Raw genomic sequence first — 20,399 nt, forward strand, 5'->3', positions numbered from 1 at the left:
AGCCTTTAAGCTTAATGTTTAAAGGCTTTTTTTATTGGCTATATTGCTTTTCTCTTAAGCAGTGCACCTCAATTTTTGCCTTTTAAGGGTAATTATTTGAACAATTTCTCCATTTAATTTTTAGTCTAGATAATGGGTATATAGATTCACTCATAGATATGAGATGCAGAAAAACATAGGCCCAAGATAAGCATTATCGCCATTTCAAATAAAAATGGCTTATCACCATTAGTCACACCCATTGGACAAAAATAAAGAAATGTATGCTATACCGTTCATGGTGAACGTAAGTCGGACTCACTCAGTCTATATCCTTACGGGAGTTTAAAGAAAGCAAGAGAGCTTGCCCTTGAACTGAAATAAATGTATTACAAGTCAGTCTATTACAAATATATCAAGCTTTTTTTTTAAGTGGTCGTTGAGAATCAAAGAATAAATAGTCATGATCTAAAAATGATAATCTGCTTTATTCAACACTCTTGAGATAACAGTGCAATCTTTAATCCCTTAGGAAAATTCGGTTCAAATTGGATGGTATAAGCATATTGTTGCAGCATTATTTTGACCAAAGATAAGCCCAGTCCATGACCTTTCTGCTGAGCCGATTTACGCCAAAAACGTTGCCCTAAGTAACGAATGTCTTCGGCATTTAAATGTCGGCCGTTATCTTGAATGCGTAACGTATTTTCCTGCATTTTCACCTCAATCACATCAGCGTTTGCATGCAATAAGGCATTTTCAAGCAGGTTTTTAAGAACAGAATACAAGACAAATTCAGGTAATGCCAAATTACCAAGACTGTGCCAATCGACCTGAATTTTAGCTGTTGCTTCAGGATAAATTAGTGCTAAATCATCAAGTACTTTGGCAATAATGGGCTGTACCTGAATGCTTGCTTTGATCTGTTCAATAGATTGATCGGTATTCGATAACATCAGTAATTGCTCAAGTAAATCAGCATAGCGACGGACACTTTGATTTGCTTGATCCAAGCTATATTGCAATTTCATATTGCCGTCCGTTTTTGCCATCAGTTGTGCCAATTGCACATTGGTTTTAATTGCGGTTAAAGGACTCCGTAATTCATGCGCCGCGTATGCACTAAAGACTTTTTCATTTTCAAGACTTTGATGCAGTTTATGGACTAAGCGATTCGAATTTTGCACAAAAGGGTAGACCTCTGAGGGCATGGTATTGGCATCTAAGCTCGTTAAATATTGGCTTGCTTCATTGAGCGATAAATTAGACTGACTTAAATCGCTTACAACCTGATCCAAGGCTTTAAATTCTCGACGAACAATTAAAACAATTAAGCCGATACACAACAATAATGACAAGATCAGCGGAATTAAGACCGATTGCAAAATCTGTTTTAGCAAAGACTCCCGCAAAAACATACGCTCTGCAGCCACCACTTGAATCTCACCACGGCGTAACACATAACTGCGCCATTGCGTCTCACCTTGTTGCCAAGTACTAAAACCAACTGCTTGCTGACTTAAATCTTTCGGTGCACCGCGTGTTTTGGCAATGACATGCTGTCCTACACTGATGTCAGAGCTAAATAATGATACTTCGCACGCGATCAATTGTTCTTGGTCTGTGGAATGAAGTTGTTGGGCTAAGGCAGACTCATCCAAGCTTTGCACTGGTAATTGTTGAATTAGCCGTGCCACCATTTGTGCGGAGGCATGTAGACGTTGATCTAGAGTCTCCTGTAGACGTTTTTGTAAGTCGATATACAGCCAAACAAATACTACACTCCATAAGCCGATCATCAAGGCCAAAAGACTGCTGACCAAGCGCCATTTTAAGCTGTGTGATTTTTGCATGGGATTGACTCAGCAATTCTAAACATATAACCGACACCACGAATGGTTTGAATATAGTCCGCATTCAATTTTTGCCTTAAGTGATAAATATGGACATTCAGGGCATTACTTTCAATGCTATCTTGAAAGCCGTATAACTTGTCTAACAGCACTTCGTTTTTAAGTACTTGATTTGGATGGCTCATCAAGGTTTCAAGCAAACTGTATTCACGGCGTGAAAGCTGAATCATCTGATCTTGATAATGGACTTCTTGAGTGTCTTTATTGAGCTTTAAGTGGTCAAATTGAATGACATTCGATGAAAAACCGCGATGACGTCGGGTGAGTGCATGAACCCGTGCAATCAGTTCATCCAGTTCAAAAGGCTTGGTTAAATAGTCATCAGCGCCGACATTTAATGCCTCAACACATTGTTGGGTCTGTAACCGTGCGGTTAAAACCAAAACAGGAACATGAATCTGATCTCTGCGCCATGATCGCAGTAAGTCTAAACCATCTTGGTCAGGTAGGCCTAAATCAAGTAAACATAGATCGACCGCACTGTGGCGGATAAAATAATCCGCATCACGCGCATGACTCACATGTTCTACTGAAATATTTAAAAAATCCAATGTGGCACAAATACTTGAGGCAATATATGGATCATCTTCAACCAAAACAACAAACATAGCGTTTTCCTGACTTCCTACCTGTATTTTATAAATGATTTATCTTATTAATGCTCCCTTAATTTATGCTTTTGCATAATCAACCAAAATAGATTCGTATCGGGTATTGGAAGTCATCTATGCGTATAGGGTTAGTAGGGTTGTGTGGAATATTCAGCATTTTGAGTGTGCAAAGTGCATCCGCTGATTTTTTACCCCCTGATCAAGCATTTGCTTTTCAGGCTGTATCGACAGCGCAAGACCAAGCCAGTTTCACGTGGCGTATTGCTGATGGATATTATCTATATCATGATCAGCTTAAAGTCATGGAAAATGGCAAAGCATTATCACTGCAACTGCCTCGTCCACAGCAAAAAGATGACCCTAATTTCGGCATGACTGAAGTACATTATGGGCAAGTGCAAGCGACTGTCGCCATGCAACCGAATCAAAGCTATAAAATTGAATGGCAAGGCTGTGCCGAAAGTGGCTTATGTTATCCAGTACAGCGTACAACCATTCACACCGATGTAAATGGATTACTGCCGGCAAGCAAGCTGAGTCAGCAAAGTACAACGCAAAAGAAATTATTAGATGTAGTCACATCGTCGTCATTACCCAATACTGCAATGCCTGCAGATCCACAGGCGAAAAACACTGAAACTGTAACAGTTGTAACGCCAGCAAATACAGCAGAAGTCAAAGAGGATGAAAATGGTTTAAGTCCCTCTTCTGAACCGACTGCATTAACAGGACCTAGCGAAGCCAGTGCGCCAGAGCTAGATGATGCCTTGATGATGCAGGCAAGTTCTGAATCTGTGACTACAAGGAATGCTGAACAGCGTACGAAGCAGGCCGATTGGAACAACGACCAGTACTTCTTTTATTTACTTTCAACAGACAATATTGCACTGAATCTGATCATTTTTTTAGGTTTAGGTGTATTGCTCGCATTCTTACCTTGTTCCTTACCATTGATTCCGATCTTATCCAGTATTTTAGTGCAACGTCATCGTGGCTATCGTGCCGGCATGATTGCAGGTGTCTTTGTGGTCGGAATGGCATTGATTTATGCCTTGATGGGTTTAGCTGTGGCAGGACTCGGCTATAACTTCCAACGTTGGTTACAAAGTCCCATATTTATTGGGTTATTTGCCGTGATGTTCGTGCTATTTGCATTGAATTTATTTGGCGTATTCCAGTTGTCTTTACCACAAGGTGTATTACAGCGTTTAGATCAATGGCAACAACGACAAAAAGGTGGAACCTTATGGGGTTCATTCATTATGGGCATGATCTCTGCGCTAATTGTCGGACCCTGTATGAGTGCGCCATTGGCAGGGGCTTTGCTGTTTGTTGCGCAATTGCCTGAACCGTGGATGGGGGCTAGTTACCTGTTTATTCTAGGTCTAGGTGTGGGCTTACCATTGTTGATTGCTTGTGTGTTTGGTGCACAGTACTTACCCAAACCGGGCGTATGGATGGATCGTCTGAAATTCACTTTTGGTTTTGTCATGCTGTTGTTGGCGGTGTATTTCCTACGTCCTTTACTGCCGAGCGTGGTTTATTTGACGTTGATGGGACTCTTATTCATCGATATCACGGTTTACATTTTATGGAAGATACGTCCGCATATTTCGCAGATGCCGACGCAACTACTGTTTATTGTTATGAGCTTAGCTACTGCAATATCCGGTGGATGGTATATCACGCAAGCATGGTCACAACTGAGTACAACACAAGCCACATCATTAGTCGCATGGCAAAAAGTACGTACCCAAGCTGAGCTTGAACAGGCACTCAATAAAGTCAAAGGACAAGCAGTACTCATCGATGTGTATGCTGATTGGTGTGTGGCTTGTCAGCCGATTGAAAAAGAGGTGATGCCTCGTGCCGATGTACAAGCTGGTTTAGCACATGTTGCTCGGATCAAACTCGACTTAACAGAATACGAAGTAAGTCAGGATGTCATACTAAAACAATGGCAAATTTTAGGGCCACCGACCTTAATTTTCTTAGATACAGAGCATCAGGAACAGCGCAATCTACGTTTGACGGGTACCTTTAGTGCAGAGCAACTCTTGAACCGACTTAAGGTAGGAGCACAGCGATGATTTCAAATGAAGCCTTGCATCTTGGACCATTCATGTTGCCTTGGGGATTGTTATGTTTGGTGTTGGCTTTGCTGATCACTGCCATGGTTGGACGAAAAATCGGGCAACAAGCACAGTGGTCAACCGAAATCCAACAGCGTTTTCAAGATTCGATTTGGAGCAGTGTTTGGATCGGATTAATAGGTGCACGCCTAGTCTTTATTGCATTGAATCTGGAATCTTATCTCGCATCGCCCATTGATATGCTAAAAATTCAAGACAAAGGGTTTCATCTGATTGGCGGAATAATTATAGGAAGTGCATGGTTTTGGTGGCGAAATTCAGCCATTGCGAACAAAGCAAAGACCACATTATTGCTGATCTTTGTCATGCTCGTGGGGGCAGGATGGACAGCACAAAAAATCACGCATCAAGACAGCCATTATCCAAGTTTGAGTTTTCCAAGTCTGAACCTAGCCAATCAAGGTCAGTCAGAAATGATTGCGCTAGAACAATTTCAAGGTCAGCCGACGGTTGTGAATTTATGGGCGAGTTGGTGTCCGCCGTGTCATCGTGAAATGCCTGTATTACAGCGTGCACAGGATCAATATCCTGAGGTGCATTTTGTCATGCTCAATCAAGGTGAAGAGGTCGATACAGTCCGTACTTATCTCACAAAACATCAATTCAGTTTTCAAAATATTTTGCTCGATATGCAGGGTGAAATGCCACAAGCAGTGAACAGTTTAGGTTTACCCACTACCTTATTTTTTAATGCACAAGGTCAGTTAATTGAGCGTCATCAAGGCGAAATCAGTCAAGCGATGTTGCAACAATACCTGAAGAAAATGAATCCATAAATTAATCATAGGATATGCGTCATGAATACTTTACTTAAAACCAGTTTATTCATCGGAACACTGTTGACGGTGGCATGTGGTGTCAGTGCTAATCCGAATGCCATTAAAAAACAACTAGAAAAAGAAGGCTTTCAATTTGTCAAACAAATTCCTGCACCCGAAGGTTTAACAGGTTGGGTAGGGCATGAAGACCAATATTCCAATACCATTTTTATTTCTAAAGATGGTAAATATTATATAAAAGGAGAGTTGTTTGATGCCCAAGGCAATAATCTTTCAAACACCCAAATTGAAACCCATATGAAAAAAGCCATTTTGGATGATGTATGGAAAACATTAGAAGATTCAACATGGATTCAAGATGGCAAAACCGATGCGCCACGTATTGTCTATGTATTCTCAGATCCGAATTGCCCGTATTGCCATAAATTTTGGCAAGAAGCACGTCCTTGGGTAGAGTCAGGCAAGGTTCAATTACGTCATATTCAAGTGGGTGTGATTCGTGAAGAAAGCCGTGCTCAGGTGGCAACTTTACTCATGTCAAAAAATCCAACAACCGTATTTAATGACATTAATATCAATCGTGGCAAAAATCGTCTTAAACCAGCTGAAAATATTCCTTTAGAGATTGCAGAAAAAATTGATTTTAACCAAAGCTTAATGGGCAAATATGGTTTCTTCTCAACACCATCCATTGCTTGGCGTGATAGCAAGGGGAACTTCCAGTCTGCACAAGGGATGCCGAGTGATCTCAAAGAAATATTTGAAAAATAAGGAAAATAGATGCTCACCAAGCCAACACAACAGCGCGTCTAAGATCATGCTAAGCTCAACGTCAACGACTTAAACATCAGGGGGCGCAATGTCAAATTTACAAGATCCACGCGTATTGTTCGCTTTGGAACGTACAGCATTGGCATGGAACCGCAGTGGTTTAGCCCTGATAGCCTTTGGTTTTGTGATTGAAAAATCAAATGTATTGCTACAACTACTGCACCCTGAGGAATATCAGCACAAAATTATCTATGGACAGTGGCTTGGCATTGCCGTGATTGTGTTTGGTTTATTGGTGAACTTTGCCTCAATTTTGCAATATCGTCGAGGATTAAGCTCATTAACCGAACAGGAATTTATTGAGGATTATCATACACAACATCCCGTGTGGCTGAATTTATTGACCATGCTGACTGGGTTTTTACTGATCATCTCATTTTGGATTTACTAAGCTTGGCTGAGCTTCCATACAAAAGCATGAACAAAAATGTTTATTCCTGACAGTACAATTGATACAGCGTTTGCATAATACCCAGCACTTTAGGGTCTGCCAATTGATAAAAAATTTGTTTGCCTTCGCGACGTGTCGAAACAATTTTATTGTTCCGTAAAACGGTCAATTGTTGCGATAGGGTCGGCTGATGAATATCGGTACATTCCTCAATTTGCTGAACATTTAATTCGCCATTGATCAACACACATAAAATTTTTAAACGGTCAGGATTTGATAACACTTTCAAACAATTGGAAACGGTATCAACCTGCGTAAATTCAATTTTTAAGTTATCGAATGCGATGTTCATAACGTCTAACCTGAATCATAAAAAGCAAAAGGAGCAAAGTATATCGAGATAATAACATAAAATGACTTGATTAATATATAAGATTATATAATATAAGTTTAAATATTGTTTTATGGCGCATTAACTATGCATGATTTTGTGACAGCGTTTCTTGGTGGTGCTCTGTTGGGTATAGCAGTGGTGGGTTATTTGTATGTCCATGGTCGTATTGCAGGCATCAGTGGCTTGATTGCGCAGGTACTGAATCCACAGACGATTTTTAAAACGCCTGCAGTGTGGTTTCTTTCAGGCTTGATCATCACGCCATTTATTTATGGTCTTTTTGTACAACCAGAGATTATCGTGTCTGCTAGCCCATTAATGATGATTATTGCTGGTTTACTGGTGGGTTTTGGTACCCGCTTAGGTTCTGGTTGTACTAGTGGTCACGGTATTTGTGGGATCAGCCGATTATCTAAACGTTCCATCATTGCAACTATGACCTTTATGTTTGCAGGCTTTATTGCTGTATATGTCGTTCGTCACTTGATTGGAGCATTGTAAAATGAAAAACTTTTTAGCTTTTGTATTTGGTTCGCTTTTTTCAGTAGGTTTGATGTTCTCTGGCATGTCTAATCCGCAAAAAGTGATCGATTTTTTAGATATATTTGGTAATTGGGATGCAAGCCTTGCCTTTGTCATGATGGGGGCAATTGCTGTGGCATTTATTCCATTCCAAAAAGCGGTACGTAGCAGTGCACCAACCACAGTATTTAATGAGCAGATTGATTTACCAAGTAACAATAAAATTGATTCAAAGCTTATTATCGGTGCCTTAATATTTGGTGCAGGATGGGGGATTGCCGGCATTTGCCCAGCGCCAAGTTTCACCTTAATTGGCTTAGGGCATTATCAAGTTTTATATTTTATAGTGGCGATGCTTGCAGGCGTGTTGATTCACCGTAAATGGTCAGGAGCTTAACTATGCAACAACCGATTGTTCAGGATTTTTTTGATCAAGCGACCAATACATTTAGTTATGTGGTGAGTGATCCGGTAACCAAGCGCTGCGCTATCATTGACAGTGTTTTGGATTATGATGCGGCTTCGGCAACCACCTCGACCACCCATGCTGATGCAATCATTGCATATGTCAAAGTACAAGATTTAAAAGTAGATTGGATTTTGGAAACCCATGTGCATGCCGATCATTTGACTGCAGCACAGTATTTAAAATCTGTACTCGGTGGCAAAATTGCCATGAGTCATCATATTGCCTTGGTGCAAGAAACCTTTAGTGCCATTTATAATTTAGATATCAAGCAGTTTAATGCTCAACAACCATTTGATTATTTATTTGATGATCATGAGCATTTTCATATTGGTGAGCTAGAGGCATATAACATCCCGACACCAGGTCATACGCCTGCATGTTTAAGTTATGTAGTGGGTGATGCAGTTTTTGTCGGTGATACTTTATTTATGCCAGATTATGGCACAGCACGTTGTGATTTTCCGCGTGGTAGTGCAGATACCTTATTTGATTCGGTGCAAAAACTGTATCAATTGCCAGCGTCCACCCGGGTGTTCTTATGCCATGACTATTTGCCAAAAACGCGTGATGAATATCACTGCCAAACCGATATTCAAACGCAAAAAGAGCACAATATTCATATTCATGAGGGAACTACAAAATCTGAATTTGTGCAGATGCGTCATGAGCGGGATGCAACATTAAGTATGCCTAAACTGATTTTGCCGTCGATTCAAATCAATATGAAAGCGGGTCAATTTCCCGAACCTGAAGAAAATGGGGTGTCGTATTTAAAGTTACCGCTTAATTTTTTTAAAACCTAAAAATATTGTATTTCAAATTATTAAAGACTTATTTATGTCTTTATCTTAAAAATTCATATTTATATCTTTAAAGTGAATATTCACTTTAAAGATCTTGGTATTTTAGGTATATTTATTCTATAAAGCTGACTTGTATGATCGGATTTCAAGGAAGCACTGATTTTTTTAAGTATTTTTGCTTTCGTTGGCATCTGTTGAGAGAATATGTTGCTAAGACAGAGTGGACTGTTTTTTGCAATTTTAACTTTAGTTTTGCAAATCGCAGTATATTTACAACCACTATTACCCGAAGAATTTCAAATTGCTCCGGTATGTCTCTCTATTACACATAATTTACTGTCCCCAGAAAAGCACAAACACGTACATGAGACGTATAACGAACTTGTTCATCATCTGACCCACGATCATAATCACGACGATCACAATGGACATAACCATCAATGCCAATACTGTACCGTCTATGGTGATGTTGTCCTACCTTTTGATTTTGAGATAGTTGAAATCATCGATAAGATTCAAGTCCGTCTAAGTTTCTATAAAGATGCTTTCCGACATGTATATTTCTCACTGCAAAGGCTTTACTTACTTCCACAAGGTAGGGCACCTCCACACACACTTTAAATCCTAATCAGACCAACAATTTGAATTGTTGATTTACCTCGGTATTTAAAGAGTGATTTTATGAAACTTTATATTTTTGCATCGTTTAGCGGATGCGAACAGAATCGGTTCGCCTATATCATTAGGCTAAAACAATTGATCAAATCCCAACAGATTCACAACAGTCTGCGTCATCGTACTGATCTATCTTTCCTAAAGCAGTCCCGAAATTATGGGCCGTTAGTGGTTCACCGCATAATTCCACAATAAGGTGATAGACATGGATTTAGGTTTGACAGCACTTGAATTGGCGCGAATTCAATTCGCTTTTACAGTTTCTTTTCATATTATTTTCCCTGCAATTTCCATTGGGCTAGCAAGTTTTCTTGCGGTCTTAGAATGGCGTTGGCTTAAAACACAAGATCCCGTTTACCGAGATCTGTTCCAATTTTGGATCAAGGTGTTTGCATTGTCTTTCGGAATGGGAGTAGTTTCAGGGGTAGTCATGAGCTACCAATTTGGCACCAACTGGAGTGAATTCTCTCGTATTGCGGGTAGTGTCACTGGCCCCTTACTCAGTTATGAGGTCTTGAGTGCCTTCTTCTTAGAAGCGGGTTTCCTAGGCATTATGCTGTTTGGGTGGGGAAGAGTGGGTCCTAAAACCCATTTCTTTGCCACACTGATGGTGGCAATTGGCACCTGTATTTCCATGTTTTGGATTTTATCTTCCAATAGCTGGATGCAAACTCCACAAGGCTTTAGCTTTGAAAATGGCATTATAGTGCCGCAAGATTGGTTTGCTATCGTTTTTAACCCATCATTCCCTTATCGCTTAGCGCATATGGCTCTAGCAGCATTCCTTGTATCTGGCTTATTGGTCGCTGCTACTGCAGCATGGCACTTACTCAAAGGTCGCCGTGATGCCTTAGTAAAAAAATCATTTTCTATGGCGATGTGGATGATTCTTGCACTTGCACCTTTACAGGTATTTGTGGGGGATATGCATGGTCTAAATACTTTAGAACATCAACCTGCGAAACTTGCTGCAATTGAAGGACATTGGGAAACTAATAAAGATCATGGCATGCCGTTATATTTGTTCGGTATTCCTGATATGGAGGCGGAAGAAACCAAGTATGCAATTGGCATTCCGAACCTCGGTAGTCTGATCATGACGCACACCTTAGAGGGAGAGGTGAAAGGCTTAAAAGAATTTGCCCCTGAAGATCGACCAAACTCGCTCATAGTATTTTGGAGCTTCCGCATTATGGTCGGTATGGGAGTCTTGATGATTTTGCTTGCTCTGATGGGTGCATGGTTGCGTAAAACTGGGAAATTTTATGAGTCAAAATGGCTCCACAAATTTGCCTTATGTATGGGACCTTCAGGCTTTATTGCCTTGCTTGCTGGTTGGTTTACCACAGAAGTCGGTCGTCAACCTTGGGTCGTGTATGGCGTACTGCGTACCAAAGATGCCTTGTCACCAGTATCGGCAGAACAAGTCGGTTTAACCTTAATAATCTTTGTGATTGTCTACTGCGTCGTATTTGGTATTGGGATTTACTACATGCTCAAATTGATGGTTAAAGGACCACAGTTCATTCATTCTCAAGCCCATAGCGATGGTGAGGTCATTCGTGCATCAAATCGTCCAATGAGTACGATTGATGAGTCGCTTGAAGTACAACCACAGGAGAAAAACCATGATTGATTTATCCTTAATTTGGGTAGTAATCATCGCTGTGGGTGTGCTGATTTATGTGGTACTCGATGGCTTTGATTTAGGGATTGGTATCCTTTTTCCTTTAGTAAAAGATCGCCAAGAACGCGATGTGATGATGAATACAGTCGCACCAGTTTGGGATGGCAATGAAACATGGATGGTTTTAGGTGGTGCAGGCTTATTTGCGGCATTTCCATTGGTTTATTCGACTGTACTCTCTGCGCTGTATATGCCGATTATCTTAATGGTCATCTCGCTGATTTTCCGTGGTGTCGCCTTTGAGTTTCGTTTTAAAGCGAACCGCACTAAATATTTATGGGATCAAGCGTTTATTTGGGGCTCGATCTTGGCATCATTTTTCCAAGGTATGATTTTAGGTGCTTATATCCAAGGGATTGAAACCACCAATGGTATTTATAGTGGTGGCGGATTGGATTGGCTGACCCCATTTTCAATTTTTACTGGGATTGCTGTAGTGGTGCTATATGCCACCTTGGGCTGTGGTTGGCTGATTTTTAAAACGGATGCACGTGTTCAAAATCATATGTTTAGCCTCATGCCAAAACTGATTATCGCCTTATTTGTGATTTTTGCTGCAGTGAGTATTTACACCCCATTGGTACATGCAGAGATTGCAAATCGTTGGTTTAGCTTGCCGCAACTGTACTATTTTAGCCCTGTGCCGATTTTAGTATTGATCTTCACATTATTGGCTTTACGTGCCTGTAAAAGACGTCAGGAATTTGCGCCATTTATTTATACACTTGTCTTAGTTGTGCTGGCATATACAGGGTTCTTAATCAGTCTATGGCCAAATATCATCCCACCATCCGTCACCATTTGGCAGGCAGCAGCACCGCAAAGCAGTCAATTGTTCGCCTTGATTGGAGCATTGGTGCTGATACCGATTATTTTGTTCTATACCGCACTGTCGTATTGGGTGTTCCGTGACAAAGTTCGTGTCGGCGATGATGGCTATCATTAAGGAGAATCATCATGAAACTGAATCAAGCAGGCTGGTTTATTGTGCTATGGCTTGGTGGTGTCTTGAGTTTGGCGCTTGTTGCAGGGTTCTTTAGACTGCTGGTGCAGTGGGCTTACTAGAACCTATTCCTTAAATCTGAATCCACTATCTTGCTGGGTAAGATAGTGGATTTTTTTGAGGGACTAAAGGTGAATTGAGTAAGTAGAATATGACAATTTAAAGTGTCGAAATACATAAAATATATTTTTTTATATTCAATACTTCTTTTGAATGATTTTTCTGTTTTTTTAGCTTCTATATTGTTAAAACTAACATGAAGCATTGAAAAAATCTTAAGGAGCGTGAGTGGAACTTAAACAGCTCAAATATTTCATCACCATTGTAGAATCTGGAAGTTTAGGCAAAGCTGCACAAAAACTTGAGGTTGGCACATAGGCACTCAGTCAACAAATTGCAAAACTTGAAGATGAACTTTGTACACGTTTATTACAGCGAAATTCTACAGGTGTGACGCCCACGCCAGCGGGTTTAGCATTTTTTAAGCAAGCTCAACTTTCTCTACGTCATGTGCAATATGCTATTGAGGCGGCGCACTCATCTCGTCTGACTGGTCATGTGAGTGTAGGATTTTCTCCAAGCATCGCATCTGTATTGGGTATTCCCTTTATGCAGCTCATGTCAGAGCGTTATCCTGATATTAAAATTCATTTAGTTGAAAGTCTCTCGGGAAATTTAACCAATTTAGTCAACTCAAGACAGCTCGACATTGCCATTATTTTTACCCAAGATGTCGATGCCAATTGGGCAGTACAACCGTTATTAAAAGAACAAATGTTTCTTATGGCAAATCGTTCTTTACTGAAAGAGTATGGCTTTGAACACTGCATTGAAAATGGAAAAATTGATTTAGAAAATGTGAATCGTTTGCCTCTGGTACTACCAAGCCAACGACATGGTCTACGTAAATTCATAGATCAAAAGGTTGAAGGGCTGGACGTAAATTATGAAGTTGATGGTTTACACTTACTCATGAACTGTGTCAGCAACTTAAATATGGCGACCATTCAACCTGTCAGTGCACATTTTGATTATCTCAAATCAGATATTTGTTTACTCAAAGTAGTCGAACCAGTGCTAGATCGAATTAATTATCTTATTAGTATTGCTGAAGAAGAGCTTTCTCCTGCAAGTCTCGCCACCAAAGTAGCAATTAAAATTTGTGTTAAGCAGCTGATCAATAAAGGATTATGGTCAAGTGCAGAGCTATTAGACTTTTAGCCTATTTAATTTTACTAAACACCTATTTAAAAGTTGCCTATCACAGCGCTAGGCAGTTTTGGTCTTAAATTACATCAAATTCGAAAGGGAAGACATCGAATGCATGATGTAATTGTAATTGGCGGTGGGAATGCCGCTTTATGTGCAGCATTGACAGCAAGGGAGGCTGGCGCTTCAGTTTTATTGTTAGAAGCAGCACCAAAGGAATGGCGCGGTGGAAATTCACAACATACCCGTAACCTGCGTTGTATGCATGATGAACCTCAAGATGTGTTAGTTGATGCCTATCCAGAAGAAGAATATTGGCAGGACTTACTCAAAGTGACTGCAGGTAAAACCAATGAGCATTTAGCGCGTTTAGTGATTCGCACCACGGCAACTTGCCGTAATTGGATGCGTCAACATGGGGTAAATTTTCAACCACCGTTATCAGGTGCCTTACATGTAGCACGGACCAATGCATTTTTTATGGGCGGTGGTAAAGCTTTGGTGAATGCCTATTTTAGAAGTGCAAAAGATTTAGGGGTCGAGATTCGCTACAACACAAAAATCAATGAACTGATTATTGAAGATGGGACATTTATTGCTGCAATTGCTGAAGATGGCACGCGTTTTGACGGCGCTTCATGTGTATTAGCTGCAGGTGTAGGCTTATCTCCCGGCGGCATTGCAGAAATGTCTTTAATGGCAAAAGCCCTTGGATTAGCTGTGCCTATCGTGGTTGCGTTTCAACTATCACGGCTGATTTTTGTGATATTGACCACCAATTATTTCTATCAATTGAGCAAAAAAATATTTTTTAAAACAACAGATAAGCCTTAATCGTCCACTCAATTCGATCTTTGATTCAGATGAATTAAATAGAACACTTTCTATAGATTGCATTTGAAATAAAGTGGAGTAGAAGTTAGAAAAAAATGAGATTAATGAAAGATAGTTGAGAAAAGGGTCTTAAATGATGGTTTGAAAGTGAAGATGAGCAAGAGGGATCAATTTGATTCAGGACTGCTCTCGTCAGTCCCTTATTATTTTAATGCCGTTTTAGATCAGTAAATTTTAAATTTCATTATTATGCAAAATTCGAAGATTTAAAGATTTAACGTCAAAATTAAATTTCGCGCCAAACATCATTCTTATCTTTGAATGAAATCATAAAGTTAAATTTATCATCATTACTTACCAAAAGGCCTTCTGGCGTTTGCATAATCACTTTCAGAACGGTACCAGTTTCAAAAACCAAAGGACTGCAATTTTCTTTATTTAATGTAATTGGTTTGAGTAATTCAACAATTGCACTTTCCATTTTACTTCCCCAAGCATAGGTTGTTAATTGAACTTAGCATATTATTGGTGAAGAAACATGTTTTGTAAATGACGTGAGCTCCATCGCAGAAAATATTTTAGAGAATTCCATAACTTAAGTTTAAATAATGGTTAAATAAATTATGGGTTTTTAATCTATTGATATCAAAAAATAATTTTAAAATATGAAAAACTTTTTAACTGGATCTGTTTGTCCTAAGGTGTGTCTTTTGTTCTACAAACAATGACCAGATCATCAAAAGGGCATGATCAATAATGAATTTAAGGTGAATTTCAGTTTTCATGCTTAAGCTAACAGAATGATGTGTCGTCTTGTATTTGATTGTTAAATTTCAGATTAAACAGCGTTAAATATTCAATCTGAACAAGAAAATTAATGAAATAAAACTTATCATCAGCAACTCAAACTAAAAACAAAGATTGAGGGGAAATGTAGGACCAATGTTTAAATCTTTTTTTCCAAATCCAAAATGGTTTTTTGGATCATTCCTTCTATGGTTCGTGATCAATATTGTCTTGTGGTATAGCGGTGGCAATAGTTGGGGTACGATGTTTGGTTTAGCTGCAAATTATCATCAAGCAGAACTGCCTATTGGTATTAGCCGATTTTGGAGTCCCAAATTTTTATGGTTCTATGCTTGGTTTTTTGTAGCAACGGCACTCTTTGCAGCCTTTTGGAAGATTAAATCAGATAATCCTTGGCAACGATGGTCTGTGTGGGGAACCGCATTTATCCTGTTTAATGTTTGGTTTAGTGTGGAATGTAATGTCGTAATCAATGCTTGGTATAACCCATTCTATGATCTGATCCAGAAGATGCTTTCAGGTGGTGGGGGCGAAGTGGCGACGCTATATTCAGAGACGCTGACTTTTCTCTATGTGGCCATGGTGTATGTCACACTGGCGGTATTGAACCTGTTTTTCGTCAGTCATTATGTTTTTCGTTGGCGTACCGCAATGAATGACTTTTATACTGCACATTGGGAAAAACTGAGAACCATCGAAGGTGCCTCACAGCGTATTCAAGAAGATACGATGCGTTTTGCGAGAACCACAGAGGGACTTGGGGTTAGCTTGGTTGAATCGGTGATGACCTTAATTGCATTTCTACCTGTGCTGTTAACTTTATCAACACATGTAAAGAAATTACCTGTCGTGGGGGAAATTGCCTATGCATTAGTTTGGGCGGCAGTCCTTTGGGCAGTATTAGGGACGGTTATTTTAATGCTTGTGGGTTATAAACTACCGGGTTTGGAGTTTAATAATCAAAAAGTCGAAGCAGCATATCGTAAAGAATTAGTTTATGGTGAAGATCATGCAGATCGAGCAGACCCTCTCACATTAAAAGAATTATTTGGTGAAGTCCGATTTAATTATTTTAGACTGTATTTTCACTATGCTTATTTCAACCTAGTTCGTATTTGGTATATGCAGCTTGATAATATTTATGGGTTCTTTGTATTGTTTCCAAGTATTGCAGCGGGAACAATCACGCTCGGTATATTAATGCAAATTTTAAATGTCTTTGGGCGTGTACGTGATTCTTTCCAATACCTGATTTCCTCGTGGACAACCATTATTGAACTGATTTCTATTTACAAACGTTTAAAAGCATTTGAAAAAACAATTAATAATTAATTTTTAATCTTAAAAATGACCTGTAATTAATTACAGGTTTTTTTTATGGTTTTAATTAATGAGAATTACAAATAAATAAAATCAATAAATTAAAGAGGTTAGAACTTATTTCATGATTTTATAAAAAAAATGTAAATAAAAATACTTATTATGTAATTTTGGTAATTTTACGTATGTATATTGTATCCATATTGATGATTAATTTATAAAAATTACATTTTTGTTGAATTTTATCACATTTTATTTGCTTTTTTTTACATTTGAAATGCAAACAAAATCACATATTTTGGGTATTGGTGTGTATTTGTGTGCAAATTCATTCTTTCTGTTTGGCGTGAAGCATCTTAACAATGCGATAAAGAAAAAAACTTTAATATTTTTTTTAACTTTGCTGAACTGTTATATGTCCATTCACATGCCTTTTGATTAATAAGATAAAGCTTGTGGTTAAAAAAAATTTTTAAATCATAAATATATAAATAAACCAGAGGGTAATTGTCATGTTACAAGTCCAAGTTGTGTCAAAAGAACATCATTCTGTTTTAGAAAACATACAAACGAGTAATATTTTATTAAAGGAGGCTTCTGTTGTTGTTATACATACTTCAAAAGAAAATGTTTTAAGTATGGAGAGAAGTGGAAATACTTTAATTATAAAAATGAAAGACGGACAGCAACTAATAATTGAGAATTACTTTACAGATAATCCAAATGAAAACAATGTTGTACTAGAAGAAGATGATAAATTATATCTATTAGAAACAAATCCAAATGAAGCTGGATTATTTGAAATTAACTATAATCCGATCGATGAAATTAATCCTTTACTCTATTCAGATTCAACAGTTGGTTTATGGACGTGGTTAGTTCCTTTAGTTACTGCTGGAGGCATTTTAGCTTGGGCAAATAATGATTCAGATAGTTCATCGGGTTCGGGCAACTCAAATCAAGCACTCGATGCGGCAGAAAAAGCGGTAAAAGCAGCAGAAGATGCAAATAAAGCCGCAAAGGATGCTTTGACCGATGCACAAGCGGATGGATTAATTACCCCTGAAGAAAAAGCAGCTTTAGAAGATGCTTTAAAAGATGCACAAGATGCTAAAGATGCAGCACAAAATGCAGTGGATGCCTTGCCAGACAGCGCGGACAAAGATGCACTGCAAGATCGCATTGATGCCTTAACGGATATCGAGATTCCAGCGGTCACCGATACCGATGGCAATGGCATTGATGATGTAGTTGATGCACAAATTGCCGATGCCGAAGCGGCAGTAAAAGCGGCAGAAGATGCGTATCAAGCCGCAGAAGATGCATTAGAAGAAGCCAATGCAAATGGTTTAATCACCCCAACCGAAAAAGCTGAACTTGAAGAAGCCCTCAAAGCGGCACAAGACGCCAAAGATGCAGCGCAAGCAGCGGTTGATGCCTTGCCATCAGCACCTGCAGCCGTTCAAGATGCCAAAGATGGCTTCCAAGACCGTATTGATGCGTTGACGGATATCACCATTCCAGCTGTGAACGATGCCAATGAAAATGGAGTCGATGACAGCACAGAAAATCCAGTTGATTTAGCTACAGATCTGGTTGAAGCAGCAGAAGATGCGTATCAAGCAGCAGAAGATGCACTTACTGATGCCAATACGGATGGCGTGATTACACCAGAAGAACAAGCGGCCTTAGAAGATGCCTTGAAAGATGCGCAAGATGCCAAAGAACTTGCACAAAATGCGGTAGATGCCTTACCAGCAGGAACAGATAAAGACGACCTACAAGATCGCCTCGATAACTTAACGGATATCGTGATTCCACCTGTTACTGATGCAGATGGTAATGGCATTGATGATACGGTGGATGCTCAAATTGCTGATGCAGAAGCAGCAGTGAAAGCGGCGGAAGATGCGTACCAAGCAGCAGAAGATGCATTAGAAGAAGCCAATGCAAATGGTTTAATCACCCCAACCGAAAAAGCTGAACTTGAAGAAGCTCTCAAAGCGGCACAAGACGCCAAAGACGCAGCGCAAGATGCGGTCGATGCTTTACCGTCGGCACCTGTAGCCGTGCAAGATGCCAAAGATGGTTTCCAAGACCGTATTGATGCGTTGACGGATATCACCATTCCAGCGGTGAACGATGCGAATGAAAACGGCGTAGATGACAGCACAGAAAATCAAGTTGATTTAGCTACAGATCTGGTTGAAGCAGCAGAAGATGCGTATCAAGCAGCAGAAGATGCACTTACTGATGCGAATGCAGATGGCGTGATTACACCAGAAGAACAAGCAGCTTTAGAAGATGCCTTAAAAAATGCGCAAGATGCTAAAGATGCAGCACAAAATGCAGTGGATGCCTTACCAGCAGGAACAGATAAAGACGACCTACAAGATCGCCTCGATAACTTAACGGATATCATGATTCCACCTGTGACTGATGCAGATGGTAATGGCATTGATGATGCGGTGGATGCGCAAATTGCTGATGCAGAAGCAGCAGTGAAAGCAGCGGAAGATGCGTACCAAGCAGCAGAAGATGCACTTTCAGAGGCTGAATCAAATGGCTTAATCACCCCAACCGAAAAAGCCGAACTTGAAGAAGCCCTCAAAGCGGCACAAGACGCCAAAGACGTAGCGCAAGATGCAGTCGATGCTTTACCGTCTGCACCAGCAGCCGTGCAAGATGCCAAAGATGGTTTGCAAGACCGTATTGATGCGTTGACGGATATCACCATTCCAGCGGTCAACGATGCCAATGAAAACGGCGTTGATGACAGCACAGAAAATCCAGTGGATTTAGCCACAGAACTGGTTGACGCAGCGGAAGCAGCAGATCAAGCAGCGAAAGATGCACTCACAGACGCGAATGCAGATGGCGTGATTACGCCAGAAGAAAAAGCTGCTTTAGAAGATGCCTTGAAAGATGCGCAAGATGCCAAAGAACTTGCACAAAATGCGGTCGATGCGCTTGATCCGAGTACAGCCAAAGACGACTTACAAGATCGCCTCGATAACTTAACGGATATCATGATTCCACCTGTGACCGATACAGATGGTAATGGCATTGATGATACGGTGGATGCTCAAATTGCCGATGCGGAAGCGGCAGTAAAAGCGGCAGAAGATGCGTATCAAGCCGCAGAAGATGCATTAGAAGAAGCCAATGCAAATGGTTTAATCACCCCAACCGAAAAAGCCGAACTTGAAGAAGCACTCAAAGCGGCACAAGACGCCAAAGACGCAGCGCAAGATGCAGTCGATGCTTTACCGTCTGCACCAGCAGCCGTGCAAGATGCCAAAGATGGTTTGCAAGACCGTATTGATGCGTTGACGGATATCACCATTCCAGCGGTCAACGATGCCAATGAAAACGGCGTTGATGACAGCACAGAAAATCCAGTGGATTTAGCCACAGAACTGGTTGAAGCAGCCGAAGCAGCAGATCAAGCAGCGAAAGATGCACTCACAGACGCGAATGCAGATGGCGTGATTACGCCAGAAGAAAAAGCTGCTTTAGAAGATGCCTTGAAAGATGCGCAAGATGCCAAAGAACTTGCACAAAATGCAGTAGATGCGCTTGATCCGGGTACAGCCAAAGACGACTTACAAGATCGCCTCGATAACTTAACGGATATCGTGATTCCACCTGTGACCGATACAGATGGTAATGGCATTGATGATACGGTGGATGCTCAAATTGCCGATGCGGAAGCGGCAGTAAAAGCGGCAGAAGATGCGTATCAAGCCGCAGAAGATGCATTAGAAGAAGCCAATGCAAATGGTTTAATCACCCCAACCGAAAAAGCTGAACTTGAAGAAGCCCTCAAAGCGGCACAAGACGCCAAAGACGCAGCGCAAGATGCAGTCGATGCTTTACCGTCTGCACCAGCAGCCGTGCAAGATGCCAAAGATGCATTGCAAGATCGTCTAGATGCATTGACAGATATCGTGTTACCGACGGTGAACGATGAAAACGGCAATGGCATTGATGATGCAACGGATCTCGCAGGCGTAGAA

Annotated in this window: 18 protein-coding genes and 1 pseudogene; 15 read left to right on the forward strand and 4 right to left on the reverse strand. The window is 40.2% G+C overall.

Features of this window, described 5'->3' with window-relative positions; all coding sequences use genetic code 11:
• Positions 1-470: 470 nt before the first annotated feature.
• Together AC25JC_RS14860 and AC25JC_RS14865 are read right to left on the reverse strand one after the other, a co-directional pair.
• A complete protein-coding gene (locus tag AC25JC_RS14860) occupies positions 471-1,832 on the reverse strand; it encodes an ATP-binding protein (RefSeq protein ID WP_486924330.1) in 1,362 nt (453 codons plus the stop codon).
• Complete coding sequence (locus AC25JC_RS14865) at positions 1,811-2,500, reverse strand: response regulator (protein ID WP_180085274.1); 690 nt, start codon at positions 2,498-2,500, stop codon at positions 1,811-1,813. The genes AC25JC_RS14860 and AC25JC_RS14865 overlap by 22 nt, the downstream gene beginning before the upstream one ends.
• 119 nt (positions 2,501-2,619) lie before the next feature.
• Here AC25JC_RS14865 and dsbD point away from each other — a divergent pair, with 119 nt between their 5' ends.
• The 4 genes from dsbD (at position 2,620) to AC25JC_RS14885 (ending at position 6,657) form a co-directional block, all read left to right on the forward strand.
• Positions 2,620-4,593, forward strand: a complete 1,974-nt coding sequence (gene dsbD / locus AC25JC_RS14870; protein ID WP_486924331.1) for a protein-disulfide reductase DsbD — start codon at positions 2,620-2,622, stop codon at positions 4,591-4,593.
• A complete protein-coding gene (locus AC25JC_RS14875; protein WP_486924332.1) occupies positions 4,590-5,432 on the forward strand; it encodes a prolipoprotein diacylglyceryl transferase family protein in 843 nt (280 codons plus the stop codon). Before dsbD ends, AC25JC_RS14875 begins: the two co-directional genes overlap by 4 nt.
• 21 nt (positions 5,433-5,453) lie before the next feature.
• Entirely contained in the window at positions 5,454-6,206 is a 753-nt protein-coding gene (gene dsbG, locus AC25JC_RS14880) for a thiol:disulfide interchange protein DsbG (protein ID WP_486924333.1), read from the forward strand.
• Between the two features lie 88 nt (positions 6,207-6,294).
• Positions 6,295-6,657 carry a YidH family protein gene (locus AC25JC_RS14885; RefSeq protein WP_180035492.1) on the forward strand — a complete coding sequence of 121 codons (363 nt, stop codon included), beginning with the start codon at positions 6,295-6,297 and terminating at the stop codon, positions 6,655-6,657.
• Positions 6,658-6,697: 40 nt separating this feature from the next.
• Here AC25JC_RS14885 and AC25JC_RS14890 read toward each other — a convergent pair whose 3' ends face one another.
• A complete protein-coding gene (locus tag AC25JC_RS14890) occupies positions 6,698-7,009 on the reverse strand; it encodes an ArsR/SmtB family transcription factor (RefSeq protein WP_078193081.1) in 312 nt (103 codons plus the stop codon).
• 126 nt (positions 7,010-7,135) lie between these two features.
• Between AC25JC_RS14890 and AC25JC_RS14895 the strand changes: the two genes are divergently transcribed.
• The 9 genes and pseudogenes from AC25JC_RS14895 to AC25JC_RS14935 all read left to right on the forward strand — a co-directional run bounded on the left by AC25JC_RS14895 (position 7,136) and on the right by AC25JC_RS14935 (position 14,253).
• Entirely contained in the window at positions 7,136-7,552 is a 417-nt protein-coding gene (locus AC25JC_RS14895) for a YeeE/YedE family protein (RefSeq protein ID WP_180085263.1), read from the forward strand.
• 1 nt (position 7,553) lies between these two features.
• Positions 7,554-7,970: a DUF6691 family protein gene (locus tag AC25JC_RS14900; RefSeq protein WP_078193079.1), complete on the forward strand. Its 417-nt coding sequence runs from the start codon at positions 7,554-7,556 to the stop codon at positions 7,968-7,970.
• 2 nt (positions 7,971-7,972) lie between these two features.
• Positions 7,973-8,845, forward strand: coding sequence for an MBL fold metallo-hydrolase (locus tag AC25JC_RS14905; protein WP_078193078.1), 873 nt, complete (start codon positions 7,973-7,975; stop codon positions 8,843-8,845).
• 207 nt (positions 8,846-9,052) lie between these two features.
• Complete coding sequence (locus tag AC25JC_RS14910) at positions 9,053-9,466, forward strand: DUF2946 domain-containing protein (protein ID WP_078193302.1); 414 nt, start codon at positions 9,053-9,055, stop codon at positions 9,464-9,466.
• 259 nt (positions 9,467-9,725) lie between these two features.
• Entirely contained in the window at positions 9,726-11,156 is a 1,431-nt protein-coding gene (locus AC25JC_RS14915; RefSeq protein ID WP_180115464.1) for a cytochrome ubiquinol oxidase subunit I, read from the forward strand.
• The gene (gene cydB / locus AC25JC_RS14920; protein WP_486924334.1) at positions 11,149-12,153 is read left to right on the forward strand and encodes a cytochrome d ubiquinol oxidase subunit II; all 1,005 of its coding nucleotides are present in this window, start codon (positions 11,149-11,151) and stop codon (positions 12,151-12,153) included. Before AC25JC_RS14915 ends, cydB begins: the two co-directional genes overlap by 8 nt.
• 11 nt (positions 12,154-12,164) lie before the next feature.
• Positions 12,165-12,272, forward strand: coding sequence for a DUF2474 family protein (locus AC25JC_RS14925; protein WP_111886050.1), 108 nt, complete (start codon positions 12,165-12,167; stop codon positions 12,270-12,272).
• Positions 12,273-12,498: 226 nt separating this feature from the next.
• A pseudogene (locus AC25JC_RS14930) lies at positions 12,499-13,431 on the forward strand (LysR family transcriptional regulator).
• A 99-nt stretch (positions 13,432-13,530) separates the two neighbouring features.
• Positions 13,531-14,253, forward strand: a complete 723-nt coding sequence (locus AC25JC_RS14935; protein WP_486924335.1) for an AbrB family transcriptional regulator — start codon at positions 13,531-13,533, stop codon at positions 14,251-14,253.
• A 286-nt stretch (positions 14,254-14,539) separates the two neighbouring features.
• Here AC25JC_RS14935 and AC25JC_RS14940 read toward each other — a convergent pair whose 3' ends face one another.
• Positions 14,540-14,734: a hypothetical protein gene (locus AC25JC_RS14940; RefSeq protein ID WP_078193067.1), complete on the reverse strand. Its 195-nt coding sequence runs from the start codon at positions 14,732-14,734 to the stop codon at positions 14,540-14,542.
• A gap of 461 nt (positions 14,735-15,195) precedes the next feature.
• Between AC25JC_RS14940 and sbmA the strand changes: the two genes are divergently transcribed.
• Positions 15,196-16,392 carry a peptide antibiotic transporter SbmA gene (sbmA, locus tag AC25JC_RS14945; RefSeq protein WP_486924336.1) on the forward strand — a complete coding sequence of 399 codons (1,197 nt, stop codon included), beginning with the start codon at positions 15,196-15,198 and terminating at the stop codon, positions 16,390-16,392.
• 500 nt (positions 16,393-16,892) lie between these two features.
• The coding region (locus tag AC25JC_RS14950) for a GA-like domain-containing protein (protein ID WP_486924337.1) at positions 16,893-20,399 on the forward strand (3,507 nt) is incomplete at its 3' end.

The organism is Acinetobacter sp. P37 (genome assembly GCF_057480965.1).